The 25,346-nt window shown below is 72.5% G+C and carries 30 protein-coding genes; 18 read left to right on the forward strand and 12 right to left on the reverse strand.

Translation table 11 applies throughout. The features are described from left to right. Positions 1-18: 18 nt before the first annotated feature. Complete coding sequence (locus OIM89_RS18780) at positions 19-471, reverse strand: hypothetical protein (RefSeq protein WP_030695941.1); 453 nt, start codon at positions 469-471, stop codon at positions 19-21. A gap of 170 nt (positions 472-641) precedes the next feature. Further along, a complete protein-coding gene (locus OIM89_RS18785) occupies positions 642-851 on the reverse strand; it encodes a hypothetical protein (protein ID WP_030695940.1) in 210 nt (69 codons plus the stop codon). Between the two features lie 196 nt (positions 852-1,047). Between OIM89_RS18785 and OIM89_RS18790 the strand changes: the two genes are divergently transcribed. Then, positions 1,048-1,791: a DUF4097 family beta strand repeat-containing protein gene (locus tag OIM89_RS18790; RefSeq protein WP_264491446.1), complete on the forward strand. Its 744-nt coding sequence runs from the start codon at positions 1,048-1,050 to the stop codon at positions 1,789-1,791. A 31-nt stretch (positions 1,792-1,822) separates the two neighbouring features. On the opposite strand, the gene OIM89_RS18795 is transcribed toward OIM89_RS18790, so the two are convergent. Continuing rightward, a complete protein-coding gene (locus tag OIM89_RS18795; protein WP_319643972.1) occupies positions 1,823-2,089 on the reverse strand; it encodes a hypothetical protein in 267 nt (88 codons plus the stop codon). A gap of 88 nt (positions 2,090-2,177) precedes the next feature. Beyond that, a complete protein-coding gene (locus OIM89_RS18800) occupies positions 2,178-2,549 on the reverse strand; it encodes a hypothetical protein (RefSeq protein ID WP_226965337.1) in 372 nt (123 codons plus the stop codon). Positions 2,550-2,671: 122 nt separating this feature from the next. Between OIM89_RS18800 and OIM89_RS18805 the strand changes: the two genes are divergently transcribed. The 3 genes from OIM89_RS18805 to OIM89_RS18815 all read left to right on the forward strand — a co-directional run bounded on the left by OIM89_RS18805 (position 2,672) and on the right by OIM89_RS18815 (position 3,984). Continuing rightward, a complete protein-coding gene (locus OIM89_RS18805; RefSeq protein ID WP_195730902.1) occupies positions 2,672-3,520 on the forward strand; it encodes a helix-turn-helix domain-containing protein in 849 nt (282 codons plus the stop codon). Further along, the gene (locus tag OIM89_RS18810) at positions 3,517-3,711 is read left to right on the forward strand and encodes a DUF397 domain-containing protein (RefSeq protein ID WP_078857988.1); all 195 of its coding nucleotides are present in this window, start codon (positions 3,517-3,519) and stop codon (positions 3,709-3,711) included. Before OIM89_RS18805 ends, OIM89_RS18810 begins: the two co-directional genes overlap by 4 nt. 63 nt (positions 3,712-3,774) lie before the next feature. Further along, positions 3,775-3,984: a DUF397 domain-containing protein gene (locus OIM89_RS18815; protein WP_264491447.1), complete on the forward strand. Its 210-nt coding sequence runs from the start codon at positions 3,775-3,777 to the stop codon at positions 3,982-3,984. 44 nt (positions 3,985-4,028) lie between these two features. Here the strand turns inward: OIM89_RS18815 and OIM89_RS18820 are convergent, their stop codons facing one another. Then, positions 4,029-5,378: a VanZ family protein gene (locus OIM89_RS18820; RefSeq protein WP_078857989.1), complete on the reverse strand. Its 1,350-nt coding sequence runs from the start codon at positions 5,376-5,378 to the stop codon at positions 4,029-4,031. A gap of 865 nt (positions 5,379-6,243) precedes the next feature. Between OIM89_RS18820 and OIM89_RS18825 the strand changes: the two genes are divergently transcribed. Further along, positions 6,244-6,672 (forward strand): SRPBCC family protein, encoded by a 429-nt coding sequence (locus OIM89_RS18825; protein ID WP_047464622.1) that lies wholly within the window; start codon positions 6,244-6,246, stop codon positions 6,670-6,672. Between the two features lie 86 nt (positions 6,673-6,758). Here OIM89_RS18825 and OIM89_RS18830 read toward each other — a convergent pair whose 3' ends face one another. Then, complete coding sequence (locus tag OIM89_RS18830; protein ID WP_264491448.1) at positions 6,759-7,832, reverse strand: M23 family metallopeptidase; 1,074 nt, start codon at positions 7,830-7,832, stop codon at positions 6,759-6,761. A gap of 341 nt (positions 7,833-8,173) precedes the next feature. Between OIM89_RS18830 and alr the strand changes: the two genes are divergently transcribed. The 4 genes from alr (at position 8,174) to OIM89_RS18850 (ending at position 11,632) form a co-directional block, all read left to right on the forward strand. Beyond that, positions 8,174-9,340 (forward strand): alanine racemase, encoded by a 1,167-nt coding sequence (alr, locus tag OIM89_RS18835; RefSeq protein WP_264491449.1) that lies wholly within the window; start codon positions 8,174-8,176, stop codon positions 9,338-9,340. Positions 9,341-9,407: 67 nt separating this feature from the next. After that, positions 9,408-10,673 carry an alpha/beta fold hydrolase gene (locus tag OIM89_RS18840; protein WP_030695930.1) on the forward strand — a complete coding sequence of 422 codons (1,266 nt, stop codon included), beginning with the start codon at positions 9,408-9,410 and terminating at the stop codon, positions 10,671-10,673. After that, positions 10,630-11,226: a tRNA (adenosine(37)-N6)-threonylcarbamoyltransferase complex ATPase subunit type 1 TsaE gene (gene tsaE / locus OIM89_RS18845; protein ID WP_037665085.1), complete on the forward strand. Its 597-nt coding sequence runs from the start codon at positions 10,630-10,632 to the stop codon at positions 11,224-11,226. The genes OIM89_RS18840 and tsaE overlap by 44 nt, the downstream gene beginning before the upstream one ends. Before the next feature lie 196 nt (positions 11,227-11,422). After that, positions 11,423-11,632 (forward strand): hypothetical protein, encoded by a 210-nt coding sequence (locus tag OIM89_RS18850; protein WP_030695928.1) that lies wholly within the window; start codon positions 11,423-11,425, stop codon positions 11,630-11,632. Between the two features lie 83 nt (positions 11,633-11,715). Here the strand turns inward: OIM89_RS18850 and OIM89_RS18855 are convergent, their stop codons facing one another. After that, the gene (locus tag OIM89_RS18855; RefSeq protein ID WP_030695927.1) at positions 11,716-12,273 is read right to left on the reverse strand and encodes a L,D-transpeptidase; all 558 of its coding nucleotides are present in this window, start codon (positions 12,271-12,273) and stop codon (positions 11,716-11,718) included. A 127-nt stretch (positions 12,274-12,400) separates the two neighbouring features. On the opposite strand from OIM89_RS18855, the gene tsaB reads away from it, so the two are divergent. From tsaB to OIM89_RS18880, 5 genes are all read left to right on the forward strand, one after another. Further along, positions 12,401-13,063 (forward strand): tRNA (adenosine(37)-N6)-threonylcarbamoyltransferase complex dimerization subunit type 1 TsaB, encoded by a 663-nt coding sequence (gene tsaB, locus OIM89_RS18860; protein WP_030695926.1) that lies wholly within the window; start codon positions 12,401-12,403, stop codon positions 13,061-13,063. Beyond that, entirely contained in the window at positions 13,060-13,629 is a 570-nt protein-coding gene (gene rimI, locus OIM89_RS18865) for a ribosomal protein S18-alanine N-acetyltransferase (RefSeq protein WP_003948582.1), read from the forward strand. Before tsaB ends, rimI begins: the two co-directional genes overlap by 4 nt. Next, a complete protein-coding gene (gene tsaD / locus OIM89_RS18870; RefSeq protein ID WP_003948581.1) occupies positions 13,622-14,758 on the forward strand; it encodes a tRNA (adenosine(37)-N6)-threonylcarbamoyltransferase complex transferase subunit TsaD in 1,137 nt (378 codons plus the stop codon). Before rimI ends, tsaD begins: the two co-directional genes overlap by 8 nt. After that, positions 14,755-15,030, forward strand: a complete 276-nt coding sequence (locus OIM89_RS18875; RefSeq protein ID WP_030695925.1) for a hypothetical protein — start codon at positions 14,755-14,757, stop codon at positions 15,028-15,030. The genes tsaD and OIM89_RS18875 overlap by 4 nt, the downstream gene beginning before the upstream one ends. 201 nt (positions 15,031-15,231) lie before the next feature. After that, positions 15,232-15,648, forward strand: a complete 417-nt coding sequence (locus OIM89_RS18880) for a CBS domain-containing protein (protein WP_030695924.1) — start codon at positions 15,232-15,234, stop codon at positions 15,646-15,648. Positions 15,649-15,759: 111 nt separating this feature from the next. Here OIM89_RS18880 and OIM89_RS18885 read toward each other — a convergent pair whose 3' ends face one another. The 4 genes from OIM89_RS18885 to OIM89_RS18900 all read right to left on the reverse strand — a co-directional run bounded on the left by OIM89_RS18885 (position 15,760) and on the right by OIM89_RS18900 (position 19,601). Then, positions 15,760-16,239, reverse strand: coding sequence for a DUF5709 domain-containing protein (locus OIM89_RS18885; protein WP_030695923.1), 480 nt, complete (start codon positions 16,237-16,239; stop codon positions 15,760-15,762). A 30-nt stretch (positions 16,240-16,269) separates the two neighbouring features. Further along, a complete protein-coding gene (locus tag OIM89_RS18890; protein WP_151169210.1) occupies positions 16,270-17,640 on the reverse strand; it encodes an MFS transporter in 1,371 nt (456 codons plus the stop codon). Further along, positions 17,637-18,287, reverse strand: coding sequence for a winged helix-turn-helix domain-containing protein (locus OIM89_RS18895; protein WP_264491450.1), 651 nt, complete (start codon positions 18,285-18,287; stop codon positions 17,637-17,639). The genes OIM89_RS18890 and OIM89_RS18895 overlap by 4 nt, the downstream gene beginning before the upstream one ends. A 105-nt stretch (positions 18,288-18,392) precedes the next feature. After that, positions 18,393-19,601, reverse strand: a complete 1,209-nt coding sequence (locus tag OIM89_RS18900) for a class I SAM-dependent methyltransferase (RefSeq protein WP_175458316.1) — start codon at positions 19,599-19,601, stop codon at positions 18,393-18,395. Positions 19,602-19,703: 102 nt separating this feature from the next. On the opposite strand from OIM89_RS18900, the gene OIM89_RS18905 reads away from it, so the two are divergent. From OIM89_RS18905 to groL, 3 genes are all read left to right on the forward strand, one after another. Then, on the forward strand, positions 19,704-20,642 hold the full coding sequence (locus OIM89_RS18905; RefSeq protein WP_051727077.1) for a polysaccharide deacetylase family protein: 939 nt from the start codon (positions 19,704-19,706) through the stop codon (positions 20,640-20,642). Positions 20,643-21,226: 584 nt separating this feature from the next. Beyond that, positions 21,227-21,535 (forward strand): co-chaperone GroES, encoded by a 309-nt coding sequence (gene groES, locus OIM89_RS18910; RefSeq protein WP_003948573.1) that lies wholly within the window; start codon positions 21,227-21,229, stop codon positions 21,533-21,535. Positions 21,536-21,692: 157 nt separating this feature from the next. Next, positions 21,693-23,315, forward strand: a complete 1,623-nt coding sequence (gene groL, locus OIM89_RS18915; protein ID WP_030695918.1) for a chaperonin GroEL — start codon at positions 21,693-21,695, stop codon at positions 23,313-23,315. A gap of 91 nt (positions 23,316-23,406) precedes the next feature. Here groL and OIM89_RS18920 read toward each other — a convergent pair whose 3' ends face one another. Beyond that, on the reverse strand, positions 23,407-24,219 hold the full coding sequence (locus OIM89_RS18920) for an SDR family NAD(P)-dependent oxidoreductase (RefSeq protein WP_030695917.1): 813 nt from the start codon (positions 24,217-24,219) through the stop codon (positions 23,407-23,409). A gap of 139 nt (positions 24,220-24,358) precedes the next feature. Here OIM89_RS18920 and OIM89_RS18925 point away from each other — a divergent pair, with 139 nt between their 5' ends. After that, complete coding sequence (locus tag OIM89_RS18925; RefSeq protein WP_047464639.1) at positions 24,359-25,255, forward strand: LysR family transcriptional regulator; 897 nt, start codon at positions 24,359-24,361, stop codon at positions 25,253-25,255. The last annotated feature ends 91 nt before the right edge of the window (positions 25,256-25,346 follow it).

Here is a 25,346-nt window from a genome sequence, read left to right on the forward strand (position 1 = left end):
CGGCCTTCTGACCGCAGGTCAGCCGCAGACCACGTCGTGCAGCTCGATCGGGTCGGAGTCGAGGGCCACGTACGCGGTGAGCGTCTGGCGGGCGCCGCCCGCCCAGGAGGTCGTCACCGTGGCCCAGCCGAACCCGGCGGACTGGGCGACCGTGACCGGGCCGACCTCGATGGCGACCGGCTCGTTCTGGGCGCAGAGGATCACGTCGTGGTCGGGGGTCTCGGCCTGCTTGGCCTTCAGGTAGTCGGAGGTCCAGTGCTCGCGCTGGTACGGGGAGGGGCCGGTGCCGTCGTAGAACCAGCGGAGGAAGCCGCGGATCTCCTCGGCCGTGTGCCGGTCCGCCGCCTTCAGCGGGGCGGACGCCGCCACGGCGTTGGCGTGCGGCGGGGGCGCGGGTACGGCCGCCGACGCGGCCGGGGCCAGGGACAGGAGGCAGGCCGCGAGCGCGGCGGCCGTCAGGTGCTTCATCATGCGGCCGATCCTGCGGCCGCCGCCGGGCCCGGGCCGCCCGGACGCGCCCCCGCCTCCTGCGGATGGCGTACGGAGATCCCGCCTTCGGTCCGCCGCCGTGCCGCTGTGCCGCTGTGCCGCTGTGCCGCTGTGCCGCCGTGTCGCCGGGTCCCGGGGACTGTCCGTTCCGGTCAGGTCTCCTCGCTCGGCCAGCTCTCCTCGCTCCGCGCCCGCCGGAGCAGCCACCCGAAGCGGACGGCGGCGGCCGCGCCCAGCAGGGCCCCGGTCCAGCAGAGCCCGGCCAGCCAGGCGTTCCGGGCGACGGTGAGCCACAGCAGACTCACCGCGATCAGGCCCAGGGAGATCAGGAACCGGTCCTTGTCGGTCGTCTCTGGCCGCATCCTCGTCCCGCCTCTCGTCGCTCGGGCCGAGGGTAGTGGCCGGAGCGCGGGATTCCGGGGACCACCGCTTCGGGGTGGGGGCAAATGGCCCATCGGGCCCGGGGGTTTACCCCATGGTGGCCCCGGTAGCCGGTGCCATAGCGTCGACTGAGCCGGGCCGGCCAGGGCCCGGCGGATCTCGGAACGGGGTACTTCCATGCGTCAGCTCTTCCGCGCTCTCGGCGCGCTCACGGTGTCCGTCGTCGCCGCCGGCGCGCTCACCTCCTGCGGCCTCGGCCAGGGCGAACGGTACGAGGACGAGCACACGCTCACCGGCGCGGACGGAATCACCGCGGTACGCCTGGAGAACGACTCGGGCAGCGTCAAGGTCAACGGCGTCGAGGACGGCGCCTCCGCCCCGTACAAGCTGCACCGTGAACTCGACTACAAGGGCGAGCGGCCCTCGGGCGCCACCCACCGGATCGAGGACGGCGTCCTGGTCCTCGGCGACTGCGGCAACCGCTGCTCCGTCAGTTACACCGTCGACGTGCCGGCCGGGGTGCCGGTCACCGGCGGGCTCTCCAGCGGCACGATCCGGCTCGCGCGGGTCGGGGCGGTCGAGGTGTCCACGGGCAACGGCCGCGTGGAGATGGACGGGGTCACCGGCACGGTCAAGGTACGGAGCAGCAACGGCCGCATCGAGGGCACCGGCATCCAGGCCGACCGCATCCAGGCCCGCACCTCCAACGGCAAGATCGACCTCGCCTCCGACACCCCCGCCGACATACGCGCCGAGACCTCCAACGGCGCCGTCACCCTCACCGTCCCGGAGGCCGCCTACCAAGTCTCCGCCTCCACCTCCAACGGCAGCCGCGCCATCGACGTCCCCGACGACCCGAAGGGCGAGTTCACGCTCGACATCCGCACCAGCAACGGGGCCGTCACGGTCCGGAACGGCTGACCGGGGCGGACCCCCGCCCCCGCCCCCACTCCTACGCCTGCGCCTGCGCCGGGTACTTCCGGCGCCACTCGGGCACGCGCTCCCGCAGATGCGGTTCCGGGACCTCGTAGACCGCGCTGAGGCGTTCGAGCGAGTACCCGTCGCGGAGCTGCCCGAGAATCTGCTCGGCCTTCCACTCCAGGTGACCGAAGAGGGCGGGGTTTGCGGGGGCGGGCACGGTTACGGCATTCACGGCATTCACGGTGTTCACGGTGTTCACGGTCCTCAGGGGGCTCGACGGGTTCAGGGGGTGGTTCATAGGGTTCGCGGGGGTCACGGGGTTCACGGGGTTCCTTCCACGGCGAGGAAGACGGCGACGACGGTGGAGGTGACGATGAGCAGTGCGGTCAGAGGCCCGGCCCACCGGCCGAGGACCGCCTGTACGCGACGCGCGGCGCGGCGAGCACCCACTTTCCGTACCCCTCCAGCTCCAGCAGCCTGCTCCCGGCCGAGTACGGGGCCAACGCCCGCACCCGCCGCGCACACCCCACGACGACCACCCAGTCCCCTTCCCGCACGGCGTGCGGGGTGTCCAGCAGCACCGCGAGGAACCCCGGCGGCGCGTGCGGATCGGCGGCCCACGGATAGTGCTGGAGCTCCGAGGCGGGCACCTCGAAGGGGACCTCGCTGTGGACGAGCCGCACTTTCGCGCAGGGCCCGGAACGGTTCAGGACAACCAGGGGGCGGCGGGTACGGGGGTGCCAGGCGATGTAGGGCATGAGGTGCGCCTCAAGGGGGTGAGGGGATCTGCAACTACCCCTCAATCTGGTCCATTCCTCGATAACTTGGCGACGGATACATGTGCCGATTCGGAAGTCGGCTCATGGCACATGGAGGGCATATGCCGGGTGGGCAAACACCCAAGGAGCTGACCCCGGATTCGGGCCGCATGTTGTTCGGGCTGCAACTGCGCAAGGCTCGTCAGCAACGTGGCCTGAGCATGGACGCGTTCATCGAGGAGTTCGTGGGGCGCACCCGCACGCCGATCAGCAAGGCGAGTCTCGGGCGCATCGAGCGGGGGGAGTACTTGGCGCAGCCGGTGCTGCCGGCGCTTCTCGACCGGTTCTTCGAGACGAAGAACGACATGTTCGCCGACATGTACGATTTGGCTTGCCTGGAGTCGGTTCCGCATCAATACAAGTTGCGCTCGAACTTGGAGCGTGACGCTGTAGCCATCAAGGCGTACGGCGGCACCGTGATACCGGGTCTGTTGCAGACCGAGGAGTACGCGCGCGAGCTGTTTCGTGCGTGGAGGCCCGGTGACGAAGGCTGGTCGGAGACGCAGGGCATCCTGCGTCGGAAACGGCAGGCCCGTCTCTCCTCCGACGATCCTCCGTTGTTGTCCGTATTGGTGGACGAGACCGTGCTGACCCGGCAGATCGGGACGCCCGACGTCATGCGAACCCAATGGGAGTTCGTGCTCAGCATGGTGGACACTCCGACGTGCGAGATCCACATGGTTCCAGCAGGTCTCGGAGCCCACGGACTTCTCGGCGGCACGTTGATCCTCATGACCACCCCGAAGGGGCAGACGTACGCGTACGAGGAAGCCATCTCCACGGGCACGCTCGTAGAGGCGCCGGAGCGCGTGCAGCACCTTGAGCGTCACTGGGATCGGCTATGGGGCCGTTCTCTGTCTCCCATGGAGACGGCCCGGTTCTTGAAAAAGGCGTTGGAGGCGTTTCCATGATCGATCCTGAATGGATCAAGTCCACCTACAGCAATGGGTCCGGCGGAGACTGTCTGGAGTGGGCGAGAGGGCACGCCGTAGCCACCGGCCTCGTTCCGGTCCGAGACAGTAAGGACACGAGCCTCCCCGGCTTCACCGTGAGCGGTTCCGCCTGGTCCACCTTCGTGGGCTCGTTGAAGGCGCAAGGCTGAACGCGGCCTCTCAGGGGTAGGTCCTCCGCGCTGGAGTGCGGCCGAACCCCTGGGAGGACAGCCGTGTTTGACCCCGAGTGGACCAAGTCCTCGTACAGCAATGCGTCCGGCGGGAACTGCCTGGAGTGGGCGAAAGAGTACGCCCTCGCTCATGGCCGGGTTCCCGTCCGTGACAGCAAGGACACGAGTGTCCCGGGGTTCACGGTCTCCGGTCCGGCTTGGCCCGTTTTCGTTCGCTCGCCCGAGGTGCAGTACGGCGCCGACCGTCGGTGAGCGTCCGCCGCAAGGGGCTGCCGCTGTCGGGTCGGGCGGTGGCGTCACGACCTCAGCGCTACCTGTTCCGGTGAGTGCAGCTCGCCGGTCGTTGCGTCGACGATCGCCCCGTAGTGTTCACGTTCGGTCTGCACGGAAAGTATCCAGTGCACTCGCCAGTTACCGTCGCGCTCCTGAGCCAGCAGCACTGGTTCCGCGCGTTCGCCGCCTTGCACGCTGCCGTTGAAATGATCCTCGAATATCTTCCAAGCGCGACCGATGGTTGTGCGCATCGGTGGCAGGTCGGGATCGGCGATGTTTCGCCTGAATACGCTGGTGAGACTGCCGTTCCTCTCCATCCGAATGTCGAGTCGCATAGGCAGGAGGACATCCCCCTGCCATCTGCGCCAGCTTGCTTGCCAGCCGGCGTCCTCGCTCTCATCGAGAGGATCGACCGTGAGCTGAGTGCCCTCGGTCGCCCACGGCGCATACCTTTCGGCATAAGCTTCTGCCACCTCGCGGGCTTGGTCCTCTGTTCGCGCCGGTTGTGGTGCGTCAGGAACCTTGAAAGTGAACCCTTCTTCAACGCTGGTGGGCACGAGGCTGACACTCAGTTGGTCCGTGTCGGGCCATGCCAGTTCTGCGGAACCTGCCCCGTCACGCCCGTCGGCGGCGAGTGCCGCGGTAACGGTTCCCGAGTCGCCTTCTCCTCGCGTGAACTGCACGGAAGTCACGCTGTAATGGCCGCCGAACTCCTTTCTGACGGCTGACTTCACGGAAGCCTCCTGCTCGCTGGAGGCGTGGGTTTCGCTGACGGTGTATTCCACGACGTGGGGAGTGATGCGGAACACCCATGTAGCCGTGATGGCAATCGCCGTCACGCAGGCGGCCAGTGTCAGGGTGCGTGCCGTTCGGGCAGTCAGTTGCTTGCCCGTTTCCTTGTCGAAGCGATTGAGTGCCAGACCCAGTACTACGCCCATGGCCACACCGGAAGCGTTAGCCACCAGGTCGGAGGTGTCGCACAGGCGGCCCACGACAGAAGCCGAACCCTGCACCGTCTCCACCCCTGCCGACAGCAGCAGCCCCAGCCCGGCAACCAGCGCGGGCCTTCGGGTGGCCACGGTCCCGATAAGACCGAACGGTACGAACATCCCCATGTTGAGAAGTCCCTGAGCGCCGCGGAACGGCTCAAGAACGTCCTTGTTGACGAGGCACACAGCCGATTCGGAGACGTTGCCAGTGGTCCACGTGGTCAATATGGCAACGCTCGCTGCTGATGTGATCCACAGAGCATATGTGCCTGGTCGAGAGGTACGTCGGCGAGCCATTCGATACGCCACCGCGGCGGTGGCGATGACGAGGAGGGTGCCGATGGCGATGAAACCCTCTTGGTCACGGAATACTGCTGTCAGCACGGGTCATGTTCTTTCCGGAATGCAGGTTTGCCCCGCCCGGCCGGGCGGGGCAAACCTGGGATGTGCGAGGCGAAGGGCTCAGCAGGGCGGGTACGCCGGCGTCGGGTACGTGTCGCCGGCGGAGGTGTTCAGCTTCCCGATGACTGACTTGCAGCTGGACGAAAGGCTGAACGAGTTGGTGTAGTGGAAGGGAGTGTTGTTCATGTTGCGGTAACTCGCCCAAGTGTTGGAGCCGTTTCGCTCCATACCGTTTCGTGCGGTGAGCGATCCACCGCTCTTCCTGTAGTAGTTGACCGTGATGTACGTGCTCGACCCGCGTACGGTCAGAACGCCATTACCGATGGTGGTGCATCGCTGACCACCCCCGGGGTCGCCATCTCGAGGGCAGCTCGTCACGCTCATCACTGATACGTCTCCCCCAGCGACTGTGGCCGCCGTGTTCTTGGTATCGGCGGTGGCTGTCGTAGCTGCCGTGAGGGGTGCGGCTATGGCCGCACCAATAACGATGGAATTGCGAATTGCCGTCTTCATTTTCCCGCCCCTTTGAAGATTTTGTATAGATCGCGCAAAGGCTTGGTAATAATGACACGCGTGATCACGCTCCGCAATCGCTTGATACGCGTGCGAAATTGTCGACATCGGTGCAAAGTTTGGCTGAGTGACGTGGATCACTAGGTCTCTGCGGGCTTGAGGGTCAGGCGGGGTGCCGGCAGGGGGTGTGGCGCCGCCGTCCGCGTCGAGCCGCCCCTTCCCCAGTCGTGCGACTCAGGCTCATGGGGAAAACCCGATGAATCTCGGGAAGCCCGCCGGTCAACACCGCGACAGAAACGGCCACTTGGGCCGACCAGATGCGAGAGGTACTGACATGAGCGCGCACACCACCACCACCGGCTTCCCCTACCGCGTCTCGCGGGTCATGGACGCCACGGCCGCGCGTGCCTGGGAGGCGTACACGACGGCGGCCGAGTGGCAGGAGTGGTTCGGTGCGGAGGAGGGGAGCGCCGAGCTGGACGTGCGGGTCGGGGGCGGGTGGAAGTGCGTGCTGCTCGGGCCGGACGGTGGGCGGTACCCGCTCGGCGGGACCTTCCTGGAGGTCGAGGAAGGGCGTCGGCTCGTCCTCTCGATGGCGGTGCCCGGCGCTCCGGACGAGGTCATGGGGGTGACGTTCGAGGAGGCCGAGGGCGGGGTCGAGGTCACCATCGACCAGACCAACGCGACCGCCGACGCCTGTGACCGGGCACGGGAGGGCAGCACGATGATCCTCGCCAACCTGGCCGCCCACGTCGAGGGCTGACGGAAGGCGCCGAGGCGGAAGGCGCTGAGGCCCCGGCACGGCGGTGAGCCGGGTGCCGGGGCCTCGGCGGGCGCTTCAGGCGGGCGTCACGCGTGCCGGTTGTAGATCACCGTGCCGGGGCAGGCCGTGAGGCCCTGGCGGGTGCCGCAGCCGGAGTACTGGGCGTTGCCGTTGTACCAGGTCCAGCCGCCGATGGTGCGGCCGTTGAGCCAGGTGTACGTGCCGTTGAGGTTGGCGTCGTAGGTGCGCAGGCTCCAGTGGACGTGGGGGCCGGTCGCCGAGCCGCCGGCGCAGGTGTCGACGCCGATGGAGCCGAGGCGGGTGCTGGCGGAGATGGCCGTTCCGTTGAAGTAGGCCGTGTTGTGCATGTGGTAGTAGTCCGTCGAGAAGCCGCCGGGGTGGATGACCCGGGTCCAGCCGCCGCCGGCGCCGCACATCGAGGTGGCGGTGCCCTCACGGGAGGGGCGGACCTCGCCGCTGCCGCCCGCGAAGTCGAGGGCGCTCCAGTAGCCGGTCGCGCTGTCGTGGGCGTGGGGGCCGCCGGTGAGCGTCATGACGGTGTCGGGGGCCCAGGGCAGCAGCAGGCCGCCCGCGTTGGCCTGGGTGCCGATCTCGCCGGGCTTCGCCTGCGGGTCGGCCTCGCGCTCGGCGTAGGCGGTGATCGTCGCGCGCTCGGCCTTGCCGACCAGCGGGGAGGTGGCCACGTGATCGGCGAACGCCTCGTCGCCCTCCAGGCCCGGCACCCAGGTGCCGTTCTCGCGCTGGGCGAGGAAGAGCCAGCCCTCGGGCCCGCCGTGGTGCTCGCGGGACGCCTCGACGTAGGCGACGCCGCGCGCCCAGTCGCCCTTGGCCTCGCGGACGTCGACGACGACCTTGCGGCCCTCCTCGGCGAGCTGGGCCACGGCGGTCTTCGGCGACAACTCGCTCGCGTCGTGCGAGCGGGCGAGGACATCCGCGGAGACGGCGTCCACCAGGGCCTTGCGGGCGGTGCCGAGGCGGTCGGCGGCGCTCTGGGCCACCTTCACGGTGACCCCGGCGGAGGGGGAGGCGGCCGGGGCCGGGCTCTCGGGGTCCGCGGTGGCGGCGGGCACGGCGGCGAGCAGGCCGGCCGTGGCGGCGAGGGCGACGAGGGTGGCTCTGACGGACCGTCTGGAACGCATGGGGGGATTCCCTTTCCTGGGTGGGGCGGGCCCTGCCGGGTGGCGGGATGAGAGCGCAGCCTTCCGAGTCCAGCGAATAATTGTCAATGTTCAGTCAAAAGCTGGGCTGGAACTGGTCTGGGCCGGCTGCCCGAAACGGGCGCGGTGGCTGGTATCCGCCGTGTCCCGGCGCCTGACCAGCCCTCCCGGAGGCTCCGGTTACGCTTACGGGCGAGCCGGGGCCCGTCGCGAGGCAGGCCCCAGCCCCCGAAAGCGGGGCGCAGCCCCCACCCCGTCTGCCCCGATGAGCGTCGCGGTCTGCGTCCCCGGGCGAAGACCGCCAGAACCACCGGAGGTAGCGGATGCGGGCGCGGGTCGAGATCGATCTCGGGGCCCTGCGGGCCAATGTGCGGGCCCTGCGCGCCCGGACGGACGGCGCCGCCTACATGGCGGTGGTCAAGGCCGACGCCTACGGGCACGGCATGGTGCGCTGCGCCGAGGCCGCGCTCCAGGCCGGGGCCGGCTGGGTCGGCGTCGCCACGCCGTACGAGGCGCTGGAGCTGCGGGCCGCCGGGATCACGCCCGAGCGGGCCCGCGTCATGTGCTGGCTCTGGACGCCCGGCGGACCCTGGCGCGAGGGGATCGAGGCCGACCTCGACATGTCGGTGAGCGCCCCGTGGGCGCTGGCCGAGGTCACCGAGGCGGCCCGCGCCACCGGCCGCAGGGCCAAGATCCAGCTGAAGGCCGACACCGGCCTCGGCCGCAACGGCTGCCAGCCCGCCGACTGGGCCGACCTCGTCGGCAAGGCGCGGGCCGCCGAACGCGAGGGGCTGGTCACCGTCACCGGCCTCTGGTCCCACTTCGCCTGCGCCGACGAGCCCGGCCACCCCTCCATCGCCGCCCAGCTCGCCCGCTTCGACGAGATGAGTGCCCGGGCGTACGCCGGGGGCCTGCGCCCCGAGGTGCGGCACATGGCCAACTCGCCCGCCGTCCTCACCCTCCCCGAGGCCCGCTTCGACCTGGTCCGCCCGGGCATCGCCATGTACGGCCTCTCGCCCGCGCCGGAACTCGGCACCCCGGCCGACCACGGACTGCGCCCGGTGATGACGCTGGCGGCGCCCCTCGCCCTGGTCAAGCACGTCCCCGGCGGCCACGGCGTCAGCTACGGCCACCACTACGTCACCCCCGGCCCCACCACCCTCGGCCTCGTCCCGCTCGGCTACGGCGACGGCGTACCGCGCCACGCCTCCGGCGCCGGGCCCGTCCTGGTCGACGGCAAGTGGCGCACGGTCGCCGGGCGGATCGCGATGGACCAGTTCGTGGTCGACCTCGGCGGCGAGATGCCGCCCGAGGGCACCGAGGCCGTGCTCTTCGGCCCGGGCGACCGGGGCGAGCCGGGCGCCGAGGACTGGGCACGGGCGGCCGGCACCATCGGCTACGAGATCGTCACCCGGATCGGCGGCCGGGTCCCGCGCGTCTACGTGGACGGGGACGCGCCCGGCGCCGACGCGGCCGGTCCGCGCGATTGATCGCTGCCCGCGCCCCGGCGCGGGCAGGATGGCAGGAGTGGGCCCGGACCGGCGAAGGGAGCGGCAGGTGGACGAGGTCGAGGCACGGATCGCGGCAGCGGCCGCCGAGGCGCTGGCGGCGCCGAAGACCGCCGCCGAGGCCGCCGCGGGCGGCTGGCGCCGGGCGGGGCTCGCCGGGGCGGCCATAGGGGTCGTCGCCGCCGGAGCCGCCGCCGGGGTCGCCGTGGAGCGGCTGACCGTCGGGCGCGGCATGCGCAGGCGCGCGCGGCTGGCCCTGGACGCCTCGGGCCCGTACGGCACGCTGCGCGGTACGCCGGGGACCGCCGTCGCCGAGGACGGGACGGCGCTCCACTACGAGGTGGACGAGCCCGACGCGGCGCCGCAGGCGGCCACGGCGCGCCGCAGACGGCTCTTCGGGCGGAAGGCGCCCGCCCCCGCCACCGTCGTCTTCAGCCACGGCTACTGCCTCACCCAGGACTCCTGGCACTTCCAGCGGGCCGCCCTCGCCGGGGTGGTCCGCACCGTCCACTGGGACCAGCGCAGCCACGGGAGGTCCGGGCGCGGCCGGGCCCAGGCCGAGGGCGTGCCGGTCACCATGGAGCAGCTGGGCCGGGACCTGAAGGCGGTCATCGACGCGGCCGCGCCCGAGGGGCCGCTGGTGCTGGTCGGCCACTCGATGGGCGGCATGACGGTGATGGCGCTGGCCGAGCAGTTCCCCGAGCTGGTGCGGGAGCGGGTGGCCGGGGTCGCGCTGGTCGGCTCCTCGGGCGGGAAGCTCTCCGAGGTCGACTTCGGGCTGCCGGTCGTCGGGGTCAACGCCGTCCGGCGGGTGCTGCCGGGCGTGCTGAAGGTGCTGGGCTCGCAGGTGGACCTGGTCGAGCGGGGGCGGCGGGCGACGGCCGACCTCTTCGCCGGGGTGGTCAAGCGGTACTCGTTCGGCTCGCGGGACGTCGACCCGGGGGTGGTCCGGTTCGCGGAACGGCTGATCGAGTCGACGCCGATCGACGTGGTCGCGGAGTTCTACCCGGCCTTCACCGAGCACGACAAGGCCGAGGCGCTGCCGCTCCTGGCCGGGGTGCCCGTCCTGGTGCTGGCAGGCGACCGGGACCTGATCACGCCGAGCGCCCACAGCGAGGTCATCGCCGCCGCCCTGCCCGACGCCGAACTGGTACTGGTCCCCGACGCCGGGCACCTGGTGATGCTGGAGCACCCGGAGGCGGTCACCGACCGGCTCGCCGACCTGCTGGTCCGCGCGGGAGCCGTACCCGGGGCGACTACCGTTGGCGGGCATGGAAACACCGCACACCCGGACCGCCCCCGTGAGCGGCCCTGACGCCCTCCGCCTCACCGTCGACTCGCCCGAGGCCATGCGGCGGCTCGGCCTCCGCCTGGCGGGCGTCCTGCGCCCCGGCGACCTGGTCCTGCTCAGCGGCGAACTGGGCGCGGGCAAGACCACGCTGACCCGGGGGCTGGGCGAAGGGCTCGGCGTCCGCGGGGCCGTCACCTCGCCGACCTTCGTCATCGCCCGCGTCCACCCCTCGCTGACCGGCGGGCCGGCGCTGGTCCACGTCGACGCGTACCGGCTGGCCGGCGGGCTCGACGAGATGGAGGACCTGGACCTCGACGTCTCGCTGCCCGACTCCGTGGTGGTCGTGGAGTGGGGCGACGGCAAGGTCGAGGAGCTCTCCGCCGACCGTCTGCACGTCCGCATCGACCGCGCCACCGGAGACGAGCTGCCCGCCGGGGTGGCCGACGCGGACGTGGACGATGTGCGTCTGGTCACGGTCGGCGGCGTCGGCGAGCGCTGGGCCGGCGGCGCGCTGGACGGACTGCGGGAGCGCGGGGACGAGAGCGCGGGCGAAGGGGCGTACGGGCGGGAGGGCTGAGCGGCGCCCGATTCGATCAAGCGGGCAGGTGGGAGCGGGTGTTCGGGCCGGGCTCCCGCGCGCGGGTGTTTTCCGACGCGCTGTCGGGAAGATGTTGCGCGGGGGGTGTCGGCCGTGTTCCCATGGTCGGGGAGTACAGGTTAGGTCTGCCTTACCTGCTCCGTACGCCTTCCCCCTGATCGCAGGAGGCACCCTGATGACGACGTCCGCATCCGACACGCCCGCCGTCCAGGCCCTGCCCGAGGTTCCGTCGCACGGGGCACTCGCCGGGATTCCCGCCGACGCGGCAGCCGAGGCCGGCCAGGAGAAGAAGGGCGCCGTCTCGATGAGTGCCCTGCTCCAGTCCTGCGCCGCCGCCTCCGCCGTCTCCACGCCCCCGGACGTACCGACGCCCCGGGCCGCCTGAGCCCCGCCCGGCCCCCACCCGTACAGCACAGCGCCCCGGCAGCCTCTCGGCCGCCGGGGCGCTGACGTGGGTGAAGGCGGAGGTCAGGGGAGGACGACGACCTTGGTGCCGACGGTGGCGAAGACCCACATGGCCTTGCCGTCCTCGCGGGTCTCGCGGACCCCGCCGGTGCGCTGGGCCGGGTCCAGCTCGGGCATCGCGCCGTTGACCGCGGCCGAGAAGCCGATGACGACGCCGTCGCGGGTGGCGAAGCGGACCACGTGCTCGATCGGGACGCCGTCCGACCCGGTGATGGAACCCGACCGGGAGGTCACCGCGTAGGTCCCCGGCTCTGGGTCGACCGTGCTCGGCGAGACCTTGTACGTCCGCTCGACCTTGTCCTTGGCGTCCACCAGCCAGACCCGGTCCTTGCCCAGCGCGTACACCACGCGGGTGCCGCTGCCGGACTCCTCGGGCAGGGCGTCCGGGCGGGGCTTCGCCGAGGGCTTCGCGGAGCCCGTCGGGCCCGGCCCGGAACTGGCGGCGGGGGCCTTGCCGAGGTTGTCGGGAACGTTGGCGGATGCCTGATAGGCGAGGAAACCGACCACGGCGATGGCCGCCGCGGTGAGCCCGGCGACGGCTCCCGAGCTGCTCCTGGACACCTGGTCCACCTCTCGTACGGCGCCGGGGTACGGCGTCTGCGCATACGGATACCCGGTGACCGTAGCAGGAGCCCCGGCCGGGCCCGGGCAGGCGGTGTTCGCAGCGCGGGCGCCGTAGGCTGTTTGCGTGCTCTTGCTCGCTCTGGATACCGCCACCCCCGCCGTCACGGTCGCCCTGCACGACGGCGAACGGGTCCTCGCCTCCGACACCCAGGTGGACGCCCGCCGCCACGGGGAGCTGCTGCTCCCCGCCGTCGACACGCTGCTGACCGGCGCGGGGCTCGCCCTCGCCGACGTCACCGGCGTCGTCGTCGGCGTCGGCCCCGGCCCGTACACCGGGCTGCGCGTCGGCCTGATGACCGCCGACACCTTCGGCTTCGCCCTCGGCGTCCCCGTCCACGGGGTCTGCACCCTGGACGGCCTCGCCTACGCCAGCGACCTCGGCCCGGACGCCGGCCCCTTCGTGGTCGCCACCGACGCCCGCCGCAAGGAGGTCTACTGGGGGCTCTACGCCGACTCCCGCACCCCGCTGTCCGGGCCCGCCGTCGACCGGCCCGCCGACCTCGCCGACCGCGTCGCGGGCCTCCCGGCCGTCGGGGCGGGCGCCCTGCTCTACCCGGAGACCTTCGCCGACGCCCGCGCCCCCGAGCACGTCTCGGCCGCCGCCCTCGCCTCCGTCGCCGCCGAACGCCTCGCCGCCGGAGAGGAGCTGCTGCCGCCCCGGCCGCTCTACCTGCGCCGGCCCGACGCCCAGGTGCCGAAGAACTACAAGGTGGTCACCCCGAAGTGAGCAGCCAGGAGACCGCACCGCCCGAGCAGCCCGTCCTGCGCGAGATGCGCTGGTGGGACATCGACCCGGTGCTCGCCCTGGAACGGGAGCTGTTCCCCGACGACGCCTGGTCGCGCGGCATGTTCTGGTCCGAGCTGGCCCACGCCCGCGGCCCCGAGGCCACCCACCGCTACGTCGCCGCGTACACCGGGGACCGCCTCGTCGGCTACGCCGGACTCGCCACCGCAGGCGGCACCGGCGACGTCCAGACCATCGCCGTCGCCCGCGACCAGTGGGGGAGCGGGCTCGGCTCGCGACTCCTCACCGACCTCCTCGAACACGCCACCGCCTTCGACTGCACCGAGGTCATGCTGGAGGTACGGGTCGACAACACCCGCGCCCAGGCGCTCTACGCCCGCTTCGGCTTCGAGCCCATCGGCTTCCGGCGCGGCTACTACCAGCCGGGCAACGTCGACGCCCTCGTGATGCGCCTCAGCGACCCGTCGGTCAACCCGGCCGCCCCCGCCACCCCCGCCACGGACGACCCCGACTCCGTGCCCGCACAAGGAACCGAACACCATGGCTGACCACCGCGACGAACCCCTCGTCCTCGGCATCGAGACCTCCTGCGACGAGACCGGCGTCGGCATCGTGCACGGCACGACGCTGCTCGCCGACGCGGTCGCCTCCAGCGTCGACGAGCACGCGCGGTTCGGCGGGGTCGTCCCCGAGGTCGCCTCCCGCGCCCACCTGGAGGCCATGGTCGCCACCATCGAGCGCGCGCTGACCGACGCCGGGGTCAAGGCCCGCGACCTCGACGGCATCGCGGTCACCGCAGGACCCGGCCTCGCCGGCGCCCTCCTGGTCGGCGTCACCGCCGCCAAGGCGTACGCCTACGCGCTGGGCAAGCCCCTCTACGGCGTCAACCACCTCGCGTCGCACATCTGCGTCGACCAGCTGGAGCACGGCCGGCTGCCCGAGCCCACGATGGCCCTGCTGGTCAGCGGCGGCCACTCCTCCCTGCTGCTCTCCTCCGACATCACCTCCGACGTGCGCCCGCTCGGCGCCACCATCGACGACGCGGCCGGCGAGGCGTTCGACAAGATCGCCCGCGTGCTCCAGCTGGGCTTCCCCGGGGGGCCCGTCATCGACCGCCTCGCCCGCGAGGGCGACCCGGAGGCCATCGCCTTCCCGCGCGGCCTGACCGGGCCGCGCGACGCCGCGTACGACTTCTCCTTCTCCGGGCTGAAGACGGCCGTGGCCCGCTGGATCGAGGCGAAGCGGGCCGCCGGCGAGGAGATCCCGGTCCGCGACGTGGCCGCCTCCTTCCAGGAGGCCGTGGTCGACGTGCTGACCCGCAAGGCCGTCCGCGCCTGCAAGGACGAGGGCGTCGACCACCTGATGATCGGCGGCGGCGTCGCCGCCAACTCCCGGCTGCGCGCCCTCGCCGAGGAGCGCTGCGAACGCGCCGGCATCCGCCTCCGCGTCCCGCGCCCCGGCCTGTGCACCGACAACGGCGCCATGGTCGCCGCCCTCGGCGCCGAGATGGTCGCCCGTAACCGGGCCGCCTCCGACTGGCAGCTCTCCGCCGACTCCTCCCTGCCCGTCACCGAGACCCACGTCCCCGGCGACGCCCACCTCCACCCCCACCCGCACAGCCACGCCCACTCCCACGACCACGTCCACGAGACCGCCAAGGACAACCTCTACTCATGACCACCCACACCCTCATGTGGGAGGCCCGCGCCACCGAGGGCCGAGGCGACGACCTCCTCGAATGGACCCGCACCCGCGCCACCGAACTCGCCGGCGCGACCCCGGCCCCCCTCCGCACCGAACTCTTCCAGGCCCCCCAGGACCGCGTTCTCTGCCTCACCTGGTGGCACTCCGACGACGCCCCGGACCTCCCCGAACTGCCGGAGCCCCCCGCCGAACTGATCACCAGGGCCGTACACCGGTGGCGGTTCGAGTCGGTCGAGGTCCTGTAGCAGCCTGGCCGGCGTTCGAGGCCGTCTGTGACCGGGCCGGCAAAGAACAGCCCGGCCGGCGCTTGAGGCCACCCCCACCCGGGGCGGCCCGGACCCCGGCGGAAGAGGTCCCCCGATCGGCGGCCCCCGATCGCCGGAGGCGAGCCCCCCGGTGACCCTTGGACCGGGGCGGACAGGCCCCCCGGAACCCAAGGAGCCCCGATGGCAGACGCCCGCACCCTCATGTCCACCGACGTCCAGTCGATCCTGGCGGAGGAGACGATCGACCGAGCCGCCCAGGTCATGCGGGACCACAACGTAGGCGCCCTCCCGGTCAAGAGCGCCGACGGCGCTCTGATCGGCATCGTCACCGACCGAGACCTGGTCGTCCACGTCCTGGCCGCAGGCAAGACCCCGGACCGCACCACCGTGGAAGACCTCATCGAGGACGCCCCGGTGGCCGTCGCCCCCGACGCCCACAGCGCCGAGGTCCTCCAGGCGATGGGCAACGCCCAGGTCCGCCGGGTCGTGGTCGTGGACGACGGCGACCTCCTCGGCATCATCAGCGAGGCCGACCTCGCCCAGCACCTCGCCGACGAGGACCTCGCCGCCTTCGTCCGCCGCGTCTACCAGGGCTGAACGCGAGAACGAACGCGAGAAGGCCGGGCGCCCCCGTCACGGGGGCGCCCGGCCTTCTCGTACGTACGAGCCGGTCGCCGGCGGGTTTCCGGGCCCGCCGAGAGGGGGCCGTCAGAGGTCGTCCGCGTCCTCCTCGACGAGGTGCACGGCGGCCTCCTCGGCGGAGGCGGCGGCCCCGTCGAGTCCCACGTCCTCGGCGATTATGTCCTTCTCGGCGTCCTCGTGGGCGCCCTCGTCCGGCGCGACCAGGCGCCCGGCGCGCACGTCCCCGACCTCGTCGTCGATCAGCTCGCCGTCGGTGTCGACGGCGTCGCCGATGCCGTCGCCGGGCGGCACCTGCACGTCCGGCACCTCCTCGGTGAGGCGTTCGTCCAGGCTCTCGCCCTCGCGTTCCTCCTCGGCGGTGGTCCCGGTGTGCTCGACGGCCCGGGGTTTCTCCGGGGGTGAGTACCCCTCGTCCCGCAGGTCGTCGAGCCCGGTGTTCATGAGGTTGTCCTCCTCGTCGAAGATCCCGGAGTCGTCCGTGGTGTCCTCGCCCTGAGGCTGGTACACGTCGTCGCCGAAGGCGTCGAAGTCTTCGCTGTCGCTCATCTGGTGCCCTTCTCCCGGCCGGCCGACCGCTCAGCGACCAGGTTCGCCGCTGGCGGCAGGCGCCGCGAGTGCGTCGGCGCCATCCGGATGACCGGGTCGCGGTCCGTCCGGTACCGCGCGTACCCACATGAGGGCACCCGCACCCACCACGGCCGCCGTCAGCAGCAGCGGCAGCGGGCCCAGCGGCAGGAGCCCCGCGACCAGGCCGCCGAGGGAGGCCACCGCCTGGAGCGCGAGGGACTGCACGGAGAGCGCGGTGGCACGGGCGGTGCTGGCCACGCGGTGGTGGAGCAGGTCGTTCTCGTTGGGCCCGGCGGTGCCGAGGCAGAGGTAGACCAGGACGTAGCCGAGGACGCCGGTGACGACGGCCGGGCTGGAGGCGGACTCGCCCGCGCCCGGCGCCGAGATGCCGAGCAGGGCCAGCCCGCACGCCATCCCGCCGAGCGCGAAGAGCACGGCCCGGCCGCTGCCCCCGGTGAGGCGGGCGAGGAGCGGGGCGAGCCGGGCGCCCAGCGAGGAGCTGGCGAAACCGGCGGTGGCGAGCCCCGCGTAGACGACGGCGCCCGACTCGGAGGCCCCGGTGATCGCGGCGGCCCGGCCCGGGGTCAGCAGCTCGATGGCTCCGAGGGCCGCGCCGACGGCGGCGGTGGTGAGCACGACCTTGCGGACGACGCGCTCGCGGGTGGCGAGGCGGACGCCGGAGGCGATGGTGCCCGGGACACTCCCGAGGACCGAGCGGAGGGTGCCGGGGGCGCGCGGCGGCTCCGGGAGGCGCAGCAGGACGTAGGCGAGGTAGCAGAGGACCAGGGCGGCGCTGAGCAGCCCGGGCAGGGAGAGGGGCAGAACGGTGCCGCCGGTGGCCTCCGCGAGCCCGGAGCCGGCGAAGAGCCACGGCAGCAGCCCGCCGAGCAGGGTGGCGACGGCCAGCGAGGCGCCCATGGCGGAGCTGCCACGTGACAGACCGGTGCGCAGCTCCGCCCCCGGCCCGGAGTGGGCCTGCACCATGTCGACGTACCAGGCTTCGGCCGGGCCCGAGGCGAGCGCGCGGGAGGCGCCCATCAGCACCACGCCGACGATGAGCACCCAGGGGGCGGTGCCGAGGGCGAGCAGCAGGAGTCCCGCGAAGGAGAGCACGCCACCGGCGGCCAGCACCGCCCTGCGGCCCAGCACGTCGCTGAGACCCCCGGTGGGCAGTTCGAGCAGCGCCACGGTGAGCCCCTGCGAACTGAGCACGGCGGCGACGGCGGCGAGCGTGAGCCCCCGCTCACCGAGGATCAGCACGAGGGAGGGGACGTAGAGGCCGATGGGGAACCAGAACAGGGCGCTGACGGTCACGTAGCGGCGGCGGGCCGTCTCCGGGTCCAGGACGTGCGAGTCGGCGGGGGCCGGTGCGGCGGTCACGGGGTCTCTCCGTCCTGGGCGGGTCTGGCGTCCGCGCCGGTGGATTCCTCGGCACGGGGGCTGTCCGGGTGCCCGGCCACCGGGAGCGCGGCCGTGACCACGACGACCCGGGCGGCCTCGGGGTTCCCGGCGTCGCGGGCGGCCAGCTCGGCCGCGCGGGCGGCGAACTCCCGGCACAGCCCGGCGGCCGAAGCCGGGGTCAGCCGCAGCTCGTAGTCGTCGAGGTGGGCGGCGGCGCGCCAGGCGGGGGCCAGCCGTCCGGCGGCGAGGTCGGCCTCGTGGCGGTCCAGGGTGCGCCCGAGGTGGTCCACCTGCTGGCGGCGGGTGGTGGCGAGGAATACCTCGCCGCCCGGCTGGTCGAGCAGCGCCTCGTTGTCCCAGGTGGTCAGCGTGTGCGCGGCCTGCCAGCGGCGCTCGCGGGCGTCGCGGGCGGCGGCCTCGGAGACGAAGCCGTGCCGGGCCAGCACCCGCAGGTGGTAGCTGGTGGAGGCAGAGGTCTCGCCGGTGGTGGCGGCCAGTTCGCTGGCGGTGGCGGGGCCCTCCGACCGCAGCAGTCCCAGGAGCCGGACGCGCAGCGGGTGGGTGAGGGCCTTGAGCGCGGCCGGGTTGTGGGTGAGGTCGATGCGGGAGGAGGGCTGTTCGGGCATGCAAGGAGCGTAGGCGGGGGTCGGCCGTTTGCAAAAGAAGTTTTGCAGAATTTCTTTGGGGAAATGTGGAGGTGTGAACTCCGCTGTGGCGTCCGGGAGTTCTGGTCAGGGAGTCGGGGCGGGGCCGCCCACCAGCATCGTCGGCGCCCCGGCCACCCGGGTCAGGAAGACCGTGGCGGCGTTCGGGCCGCGCAGCTTCATCCGGCGCCGGACCTCCTCCGGCTCCACCGCCGAACCCCGCTTCTTCACGGTCAGCACGCCGACCTCGCGCTCCCGCAGCAGCGCCTTCAGCCGCTTGAGGTTGAACGGCAGGGCATCGGTGATCTCGTACGCGGCGGCGAACGGCGTCGGGCGCAGGCTGTCCGAGGTGACGTAGGCGATCGTCTCGTCGACCAGGTGGCCGCCGACCCGCTCGGCCACCTCCGCAACCTGGTGGGCACGGATCACCGCGCCGTCCGGCTCGTAGAGGTACCGGCCGACCGGGCCCGCCGGCACGTCCGGCGGCGGCTCCGGGCTCCAGAGCTGGTCGCCGGCGGGCAGCAGGGTCGCGCGCACCGAACCGGGCGCCGGGCGTACGCCCTCGGGCGCGTCCGCCCCGCCGAACCACAGCACGGCCTCCTTCACGTCCCCGCCGTACGAGATCCACTCGGCCTCGGCCTGCGGCGGGATCGCCTCGTGCGGCACGCCCGGCGCGATCTTCAGCGCCGCCACCGGCGCGCGCAGCGCCGCCTCGACGGCCCAGGAGAGCGGCGGGGAGTACGCCTCGGGGTCGAAGACCCGCCCGCCGCGCCCGCCCCGCCGCGCCGGGTCGACGAAGACCGCGTCGTAGCCGCCCGCCTCCACCTCGGCGGCCTCCGCCTCCCGGACCTCGATCAGTTCCTCCAGCCCCAGCGCCTCGGCGTTGGCCCGCGCCACGGCCGCCGTCGCCGGGTCCCGGTCCACCGCGAGCACCCGCACCCCGGCCCGGGCCAGCGCGATCGCGTCCCCCCCGATCCCGCAGCACAGGTCGGCGACGCTGCCGGCGCCCAGCGCCGCGATCCGGGCCGCGCGGTGGGCGGCGACCTCGGTACGGGTCGCCTGCTCCACGCCGTGCGGGGTGAAGAACATCCGGGCCGCGTCCGCGCCGAACTTGGCCGCCGCCCGCTGCCGCAGCCGGGCCTGGCCGAGCGCGGCCGAGACCAGCGGCGCCGGGTGGTCGCGGCGCAGCCGGGTCGCGGTGGCCAGCTCGTCGGCCGGATCGTGGCCGGCGACGGCGTCGAGCAGGGCGCGGCCCTCGGGGGTGAGCAGGGCGGTGAAGGAGTCCAGGTCGGTCACCCGGCCATTCTCCCGGCCCCTGTCGGCCACTCGGTGGACCGGGGGGCGCCCCTCGCGGTGTCGGGGCGGCGGGAGCACCGGGCGCTGCCAGGATGCGGATTCATGGGACAAGTACGACAAAATGAACAATCGGGTGGACGGAGGCTCCGCCCGGGCGGCCTGCTGCGCCGCACCCGCGCCGCCCGGCTCGTCGCCGCCGGACTCACCGCCGCCGCGCTCCTCTCGGGGTGCGCGCTCGGCACGGAGAGCGGCTCCGGCGGGCCGGGTGCGGCCGGCCAGGCGGGCCCCGCCCCCGAGACCAAGGCCCAGCGGCTCGCCAAGAAGCAGGCCGCCATCGCCGCCGCCACCCGCCGGTGGGGCCTCGCGCAGGTCCCCCTGACCGCACCCGCCCCGCCCGACGCCAAACCCACCCTCAGCACGCGCGACGGCTTCGAGGTCGAGGGCCAGGAGGACCTGCCCCACGTCTTCACCACCGTCCCCGTCAAGGAACGCGTCGTCTTCCTGACCATCGACGACGGCGCCGAGAAGGACCCCGAGTTCCTCCGCATGATGAAGGAACTCGACATCCCCTACTCGGCGTTCCTCAGCGACTACCTGGTCAGCGAGGACTACGACTACTTCCGCACCATGCAGAAGCAGGGCGCCGCCCTCCACAACCACACCCTCGACCACCCCTACCTGCCCGGCCTCTCCTACGAGGAGCAGCGCCACCAGATCTGCGGCATGCAGGACATCATCGAGAAGCAGTACGGCAAGCGTCCCCGCCTCTTCCGCCCCCCGTACGGCAACTACAACCAGGACACCCTCAAGGCCGCCAAGTCCTGCGGCATCGAGGCCGTCCCCCTCTGGAACGCCGAGGCCTTCACCGACCGGGTCGACTACCGCGAATGGGATCGGGATCTGCATCCCGGGGACATCGTGCTCACCCATTTCCGGGGGACGGGGGAGTGGGACGGGACCATGGTGGACATGGTTCGCCAGGCGATGAAGGTGATCACCTCCAAGGGGTATGCCGTGGCCCGGCTGGAGGACTACGTCTGAGGCTGGCCAGCCTCGGCCCGGCCAACCTCAGCCCGGCCGGCGCTTGAGGCCGATGAGCCGCGGAGCGGCGAGTCTTCCGCCCGGACGGTCCGGGTGGCCTCAAGCGCCGGCCGGGCTGGGTTTTGTGCGGACACGTCTGACCGTGCCGGTCCGGGTGGCCTCAAGCGCCGGCCGGCTTGGGGGTGGTGGCCGAGGCTTCGGTCGCACGTGTCAGCCCGCAGGGGCTTCGGTGGGGTGGCCTCAAGCGCCGGCCGGGCTGAGGTTGGTCAGCCGAGACCAGGCTGTCGGGCCGAGTCCAGGTTGGCCGACCGGGGCCGGGTCGGCCCGCCCGAGTAGAGGCCCGGCAAGGCCGGGGGAGCAGGGCAGGCGGCCCTGTAAGGCAGGGCGGGAGAGCAGCGCGCGCCGCGCGCATTGGCACTCCGCTTGACCGAGTGCTAATCGCGGTCATAGTCTCAGGTCTGGCACTCCCCGCAGGAGAGTGCCAACACAGCGACGGGCAGGTCCGGCACCCGCGACGACGGATCGACCTGGTCGCCACACTCAGATCAGTTAACCCCGTGATCTCCGAAGGGGGAGGTCGGATCGTGACGACCGCCAGCTCCAAGGTTGCCATCAAGCCGCTCGAGGACCGCATCGTGGTCCAGCCGCTCGACGCCGAGCAGACCACGGCTTCGGGCCTGGTCATCCCGGACACCGCGAAGGAGAAGCCCCAGGAGGGCGTCGTCCTCGCGGTCGGCCCGGGCCGCTTCGAGAACGGCGAGCGCCTGCCGCTCGACGTCAAGACCGGCGACGTCGTGCTGTACAGCAAGTACGGCGGCACCGAGGTCAAGTACAACGGCGAGGAGTACCTCGTCCTCTCGGCCCGCGACGTTCTCGCCATCATCGAGAAGTAGCAGGCCGGAGGCGTCCGGTCGTCAGCCCGGACGGCAGACTCCACCTTTTTCCTGAAGCGCGCCCCTGGCCCCCGCGAGTGTTTGCCGGGTGGCGAGGGGCGCGTTTCATTTCGAGAGCGCGGCGGCAGGCCGCTCCGAGAGGATTCGAAAAGCTCCCATGGCGAAGATTCTGAAGTTCGACGAGGACGCCCGTCGCGCCCTTGAGCGCGGCGTGAACCAGCTGGCCGACACCGTCAAGGTGACCATCGGCCCCAAGGGCCGCAACGTCGTCATCGACAAGAAGTTCGGCGCCCCGACCATCACCAACGACGGCGTCACCATCGCCCGTGAGGTCGAGTGCGACGACCCGTACGAGAACCTCGGCGCCCAGCTCGTCAAGGAGGTGGCGACCAAGACCAACGACATCGCGGGTGACGGCACCACCACCGCGACCGTGCTGGCCCAGGCGCTGGTCCGCGAGGGCCTGCGCAACGTCGCCGCCGGCGCCTCCCCGGCCGCCCTGAAGAAGGGCATCGACGCCGCGGTCGCCGCCGTCTCCGCCGAGCTGCTCGACACCGCGCGCCCGATCGACGACAAGTCCGACATCGCCGCCGTCGCCGCGCTCTCCGCGCAGGACAAGCAGGTCGGTGAGCTCATCGCCGAGGCGATGGACAAGGTCGGCAAGGACGGTGTCATCACCGTCGAGGAGTCCAACACCTTCGGTGTGGACCTGGACTTCACCGAGGGCATGGCCTTCGACAAGGGCTACCTGTCCCCGTACATGGTGACCGACCAGGAGCGTATGGAGGCCGTCCTCGACGACCCGTACATCCTGATCCACCAGGGCAAGATCGGTTCCATCCAGGACCTGCTGCCGCTGCTGGAGAAGGTCATCCAGGCGGGTGGCTCCAAGCCGCTGCTGATCATCGCCGAGGACGTCGAGGGCGAGGCCCTGTCGACCCTGGTGGTCAACAAGATCCGCGGCACGTTCAACGCCGTCGCCGTCAAGGCGCCCGGCTTCGGTGACCGCCGCAAGGCGATGCTCGGCGACATGGCCACCCTCACCGGTGCCACCGTCATCGCCGAGGAGGTCGGCCTCAAGCTCGACCAGGCCGGTCTGGACGTGCTGGGCACCGCCCGCCGCGTCACCGTCACCAAGGACGACACGACCATCGTGGACGGCGGCGGCAACGCCGAGGACGTCCAGGGCCGCGTCGCCCAGATCAAGGCCGAGATCGAGTCGACCGACTCGGACTGGGACCGCGAGAAGCTCCAGGAGCGCCTCGCCAAGCTGGCCGGCGGCGTCTGCGTGATCCGCGTCGGCGCGGCCACCGAGGTCGAGCTGAAGGAGCGCAAGCACCGTCTGGAGGACGCCATCTCCGCGACCCGCGCCGCGGTCGAGGAGGGCATCGTCTCCGGTGGTGGCTCCGCGCTGGTCCACGCCGTCAAGGTCCTGGACGACAACCTCGGCCGCAGTGGCGACGAGGCCACCGGTGTCGCGGTCGTCCGCCGCGCCGCCGTCGAGCCGCTGCGCTGGATCGCCGAGAACGCCGGCCTCGAGGGCTACGTCATCACCACCAAGGTGGCGGAGCTCGACAAGGGCCAGGGCTTCAACGCGGCCACCGGCGAGTACGGCGACCTGGTCAAGGCCGGCGTCATCGACCCGGTCAAGGTCACCCGCTCCGCCCTGGAGAACGCGGCCTCCATCGCCTCCCTGCTCCTGACGACCGAGACCCTGGTCGTCGAGAAGCCGGCCGAGGAAGAGCCCGAGGCCGGTCACGGCCACGGGCACAGCCACTGAGGCTGACCCCCACCGCAGCCGAGGCCCGGCTCCCCGTCGCGGGGAGCCGGGCCTCCGGCGTGCTCGGGGACCCGCCCCGGACGTGCGGCGCCTACTGCGGCCCGTACTTGCGGCCGGTCCGCGAGGTCATCCCGGTCAGCAGGGCGCGCGGGGTCAGCTTCACCAGGCCCATCAGCGCCTTGTACCGCGGGTCCGGGATGGAGACGGTACGGCCCCGGGCCAGGTCGGTGAGGGCCGCGGCGACCAGCTTGTCCGCGTCGAGCCACATCCACCCCGGGATGTTGTCGGTGCCCATCTTCGCCCGCTGGTGGAACTCGGTCCGTACGAAGCCGGGGCAGAGCGCCATCAGCCGGACCCCCGAACCGGCCAGGTCGTGGGCGGCGCCCTGGGTGAACTGCACCACCCACGCCTTGGACGCGCCGTAGGTGCCGCGCGGCACGAAGGCGGCGACCGAGGCGACGTTGACGACGCCGCCCCGCCCCCGCTCGCGCATCGAGGCGGTGGCCGCGGTGGTGAGCCGCAGCACCGCCTCGCAGTGCACCTTCAGCATCTTCAGCTCGTCGTCGAGCGGCACTTCGAGGTACTCGCCCTTGTTGCCGAACCCCGCGTTGTTGACGAGCAGGTCGACCGGGTGCGTACGGTCGGCCAGCCGGGCCTCCACGGCCCCGATCCCCTCGTCGGTGGAGAGGTCCGCGGGCAGCACCTCCACCTCCACGCCGTGCCGGTCGTGGAGCTCGGTCGCCTGCCGCCGCAGCCGCTCCCGGTCCCGGGCCACCAGGACGAGGTGGTGCCCGGCGCCGTGGCCCCGGTCCGCCCCGCTCCCGTCGGTGCCGGAGGCGGCGAGCCGCCGGGCGAAGGCGGCGCCGATGCCCGCGGTCGATCCCGTAATCAGAGCCGTAGTCATGGGGTCAGGCTACGAGTTGATGATCAGCGCCCGTGCAGGGGCGGGGTACGGGCCACCCGCGCGAGGGTCCCGGTCACCCAGGGTCAAAGCCCGGGACCGATATTTCCGGTCGCCCCCAAGACTCGCTTATGCTCGACCCATGATCGAGGCACGCCACCTGCGCGTCCTGCGCGCCGTCGCCGCCACCGGCTCCTTCTCCGCCGCCGCCCGGGAACTGGGCTGCACCCAGCCGGCCGTCAGCCAGCAGATGAAGGCCCTGGAGAGCTCGGCCGGCACCCCGCTGCTCATCCGCACCGGCCGCGAGATGCGCCTCACCCAGGCGGGCGAGGCGCTGACCCGGCACGCCGCGGGCATCCTCGCCGGGCTGACCGCCGCCGAGGAGGAGGTCGCCGCCATCGCCGGGCTGCGCGCCGGCCGGGTCCGCCTGGTCTCCTTCCCGAGCGGCAGCTCCAGCCTGGTCCCGGCCGCCCTCGCCGCCCTGCGCGCGGCCCACCCCGGCACCCGCGTCTCCCTGGAGGAGGCCGAGCCCCCGCGCTCCGCCGAACTCCTCCGGGCCGGCGACTGCGACATCGCCCTCGCCTTCCGGTACGCGGGCGCCACCGCCCCCGACGAGTGGGATGACCTGGTGGTCCGCCCCCTCCTCGCCGACCGCCTGGTCGGCCTGGTCCCCGAGGGTCACCGCCTCGCCGACGCCGCGTCCGTCGGCATCGGCGAACTGGCCGCCGACCCCTGGATCGCCGGTTGCCCCCGCTGCCGCCGCCAACTGGTCGAGGTCTGCGAGACCGAGGGCTTCACCCCGCGCATCGACTTCGCCACCGACGACTACCCGGCCGTCCTCGGCCTCGTCGCGGCGGGCCTCGGCGTGGCCGTCCTCCCCGCCCTCGCCCTGGAGTCCCTCCGCCCGAAGGGCGTCCGCACCCTCGCGGTCGAGCCGGCTGTGGAGCGGGAGATCGTCGCGCTGACCTTGCCTGACCTGGCCCAGGTCCCGGCGGTGGCGGCGACTCTGGATCATTTGGCGGCTACCGCGGGGCGGTGACGAGGCCGGGGCGGGGGCGGGGGTCGCGCGCCGCACGCCGGAGCGCGCCGGAGCTGGCCGAGCCTTCCCCGCTCCGCCAAGGCCGGGCTGT

The sequence above is a fragment of the Streptomyces sp. BI87 genome, from assembly GCF_025957665.1.
In the GTDB taxonomy this organism is placed as follows: domain Bacteria; phylum Actinomycetota; class Actinomycetes; order Streptomycetales; family Streptomycetaceae; genus Streptomyces; species Streptomyces albidoflavus.

What these genes read in the sequence shown, in the direction of transcription:
- OIM89_RS18795 (WP_319643972.1), bottom strand. Translation starts at nt 2,089, where the DNA reads ATGAACCACCCCCTGAACCCGTCGAGCCCCCTGAGGACCGTGAACACC.
- OIM89_RS18825 (WP_047464622.1), top strand. Translation starts at nt 6,244, where the DNA reads ATGAGCGCGCACACCACCACCACCGGCTTCCCCTACCGCGTCTCGCGG.
- tsaD (WP_003948581.1), top strand. Translation starts at nt 13,622, where the DNA reads ATGGCTGACCACCGCGACGAACCCCTCGTCCTCGGCATCGAGACCTCC.
- OIM89_RS18790 (WP_264491446.1), top strand. Translation starts at nt 1,048, where the DNA reads ATGCGTCAGCTCTTCCGCGCTCTCGGCGCGCTCACGGTGTCCGTCGTC.
- OIM89_RS18785 (WP_030695940.1), bottom strand. Translation starts at nt 851, where the DNA reads ATGCGGCCAGAGACGACCGACAAGGACCGGTTCCTGATCTCCCTGGGC.
- OIM89_RS18850 (WP_030695928.1), top strand. Translation starts at nt 11,423, where the DNA reads ATGACGACGTCCGCATCCGACACGCCCGCCGTCCAGGCCCTGCCCGAG.
- OIM89_RS18880 (WP_030695924.1), top strand. Translation starts at nt 15,232, where the DNA reads ATGGCAGACGCCCGCACCCTCATGTCCACCGACGTCCAGTCGATCCTG.
- alr (WP_264491449.1), top strand. Translation starts at nt 8,174, where the DNA reads ATGCGGGCGCGGGTCGAGATCGATCTCGGGGCCCTGCGGGCCAATGTG.
- OIM89_RS18830 (WP_264491448.1), bottom strand. Translation starts at nt 7,832, where the DNA reads ATGCGTTCCAGACGGTCCGTCAGAGCCACCCTCGTCGCCCTCGCCGCC.
- OIM89_RS18885 (WP_030695923.1), bottom strand. Translation starts at nt 16,239, where the DNA reads ATGAGCGACAGCGAAGACTTCGACGCCTTCGGCGACGACGTGTACCAG.
- OIM89_RS18905 (WP_051727077.1), top strand. Translation starts at nt 19,704, where the DNA reads ATGGGACAAGTACGACAAAATGAACAATCGGGTGGACGGAGGCTCCGC.
- OIM89_RS18875 (WP_030695925.1), top strand. Translation starts at nt 14,755, where the DNA reads ATGACCACCCACACCCTCATGTGGGAGGCCCGCGCCACCGAGGGCCGA.
- OIM89_RS18925 (WP_047464639.1), top strand. Translation starts at nt 24,359, where the DNA reads ATGATCGAGGCACGCCACCTGCGCGTCCTGCGCGCCGTCGCCGCCACC.
- OIM89_RS18805 (WP_195730902.1), top strand. Translation starts at nt 2,672, where the DNA reads ATGCCGGGTGGGCAAACACCCAAGGAGCTGACCCCGGATTCGGGCCGC.
- tsaE (WP_037665085.1), top strand. Translation starts at nt 10,630, where the DNA reads ATGGAAACACCGCACACCCGGACCGCCCCCGTGAGCGGCCCTGACGCC.
- OIM89_RS18780 (WP_030695941.1), bottom strand. Translation starts at nt 471, where the DNA reads ATGATGAAGCACCTGACGGCCGCCGCGCTCGCGGCCTGCCTCCTGTCC.
- OIM89_RS18800 (WP_226965337.1), bottom strand. Translation starts at nt 2,549, where the DNA reads ATGCCCTACATCGCCTGGCACCCCCGTACCCGCCGCCCCCTGGTTGTC.
- OIM89_RS18810 (WP_078857988.1), top strand. Translation starts at nt 3,517, where the DNA reads ATGATCGATCCTGAATGGATCAAGTCCACCTACAGCAATGGGTCCGGC.
- OIM89_RS18895 (WP_264491450.1), bottom strand. Translation starts at nt 18,287, where the DNA reads ATGCCCGAACAGCCCTCCTCCCGCATCGACCTCACCCACAACCCGGCC.
- groL (WP_030695918.1), top strand. Translation starts at nt 21,693, where the DNA reads ATGGCGAAGATTCTGAAGTTCGACGAGGACGCCCGTCGCGCCCTTGAG.
- OIM89_RS18920 (WP_030695917.1), bottom strand. Translation starts at nt 24,219, where the DNA reads ATGACTACGGCTCTGATTACGGGATCGACCGCGGGCATCGGCGCCGCC.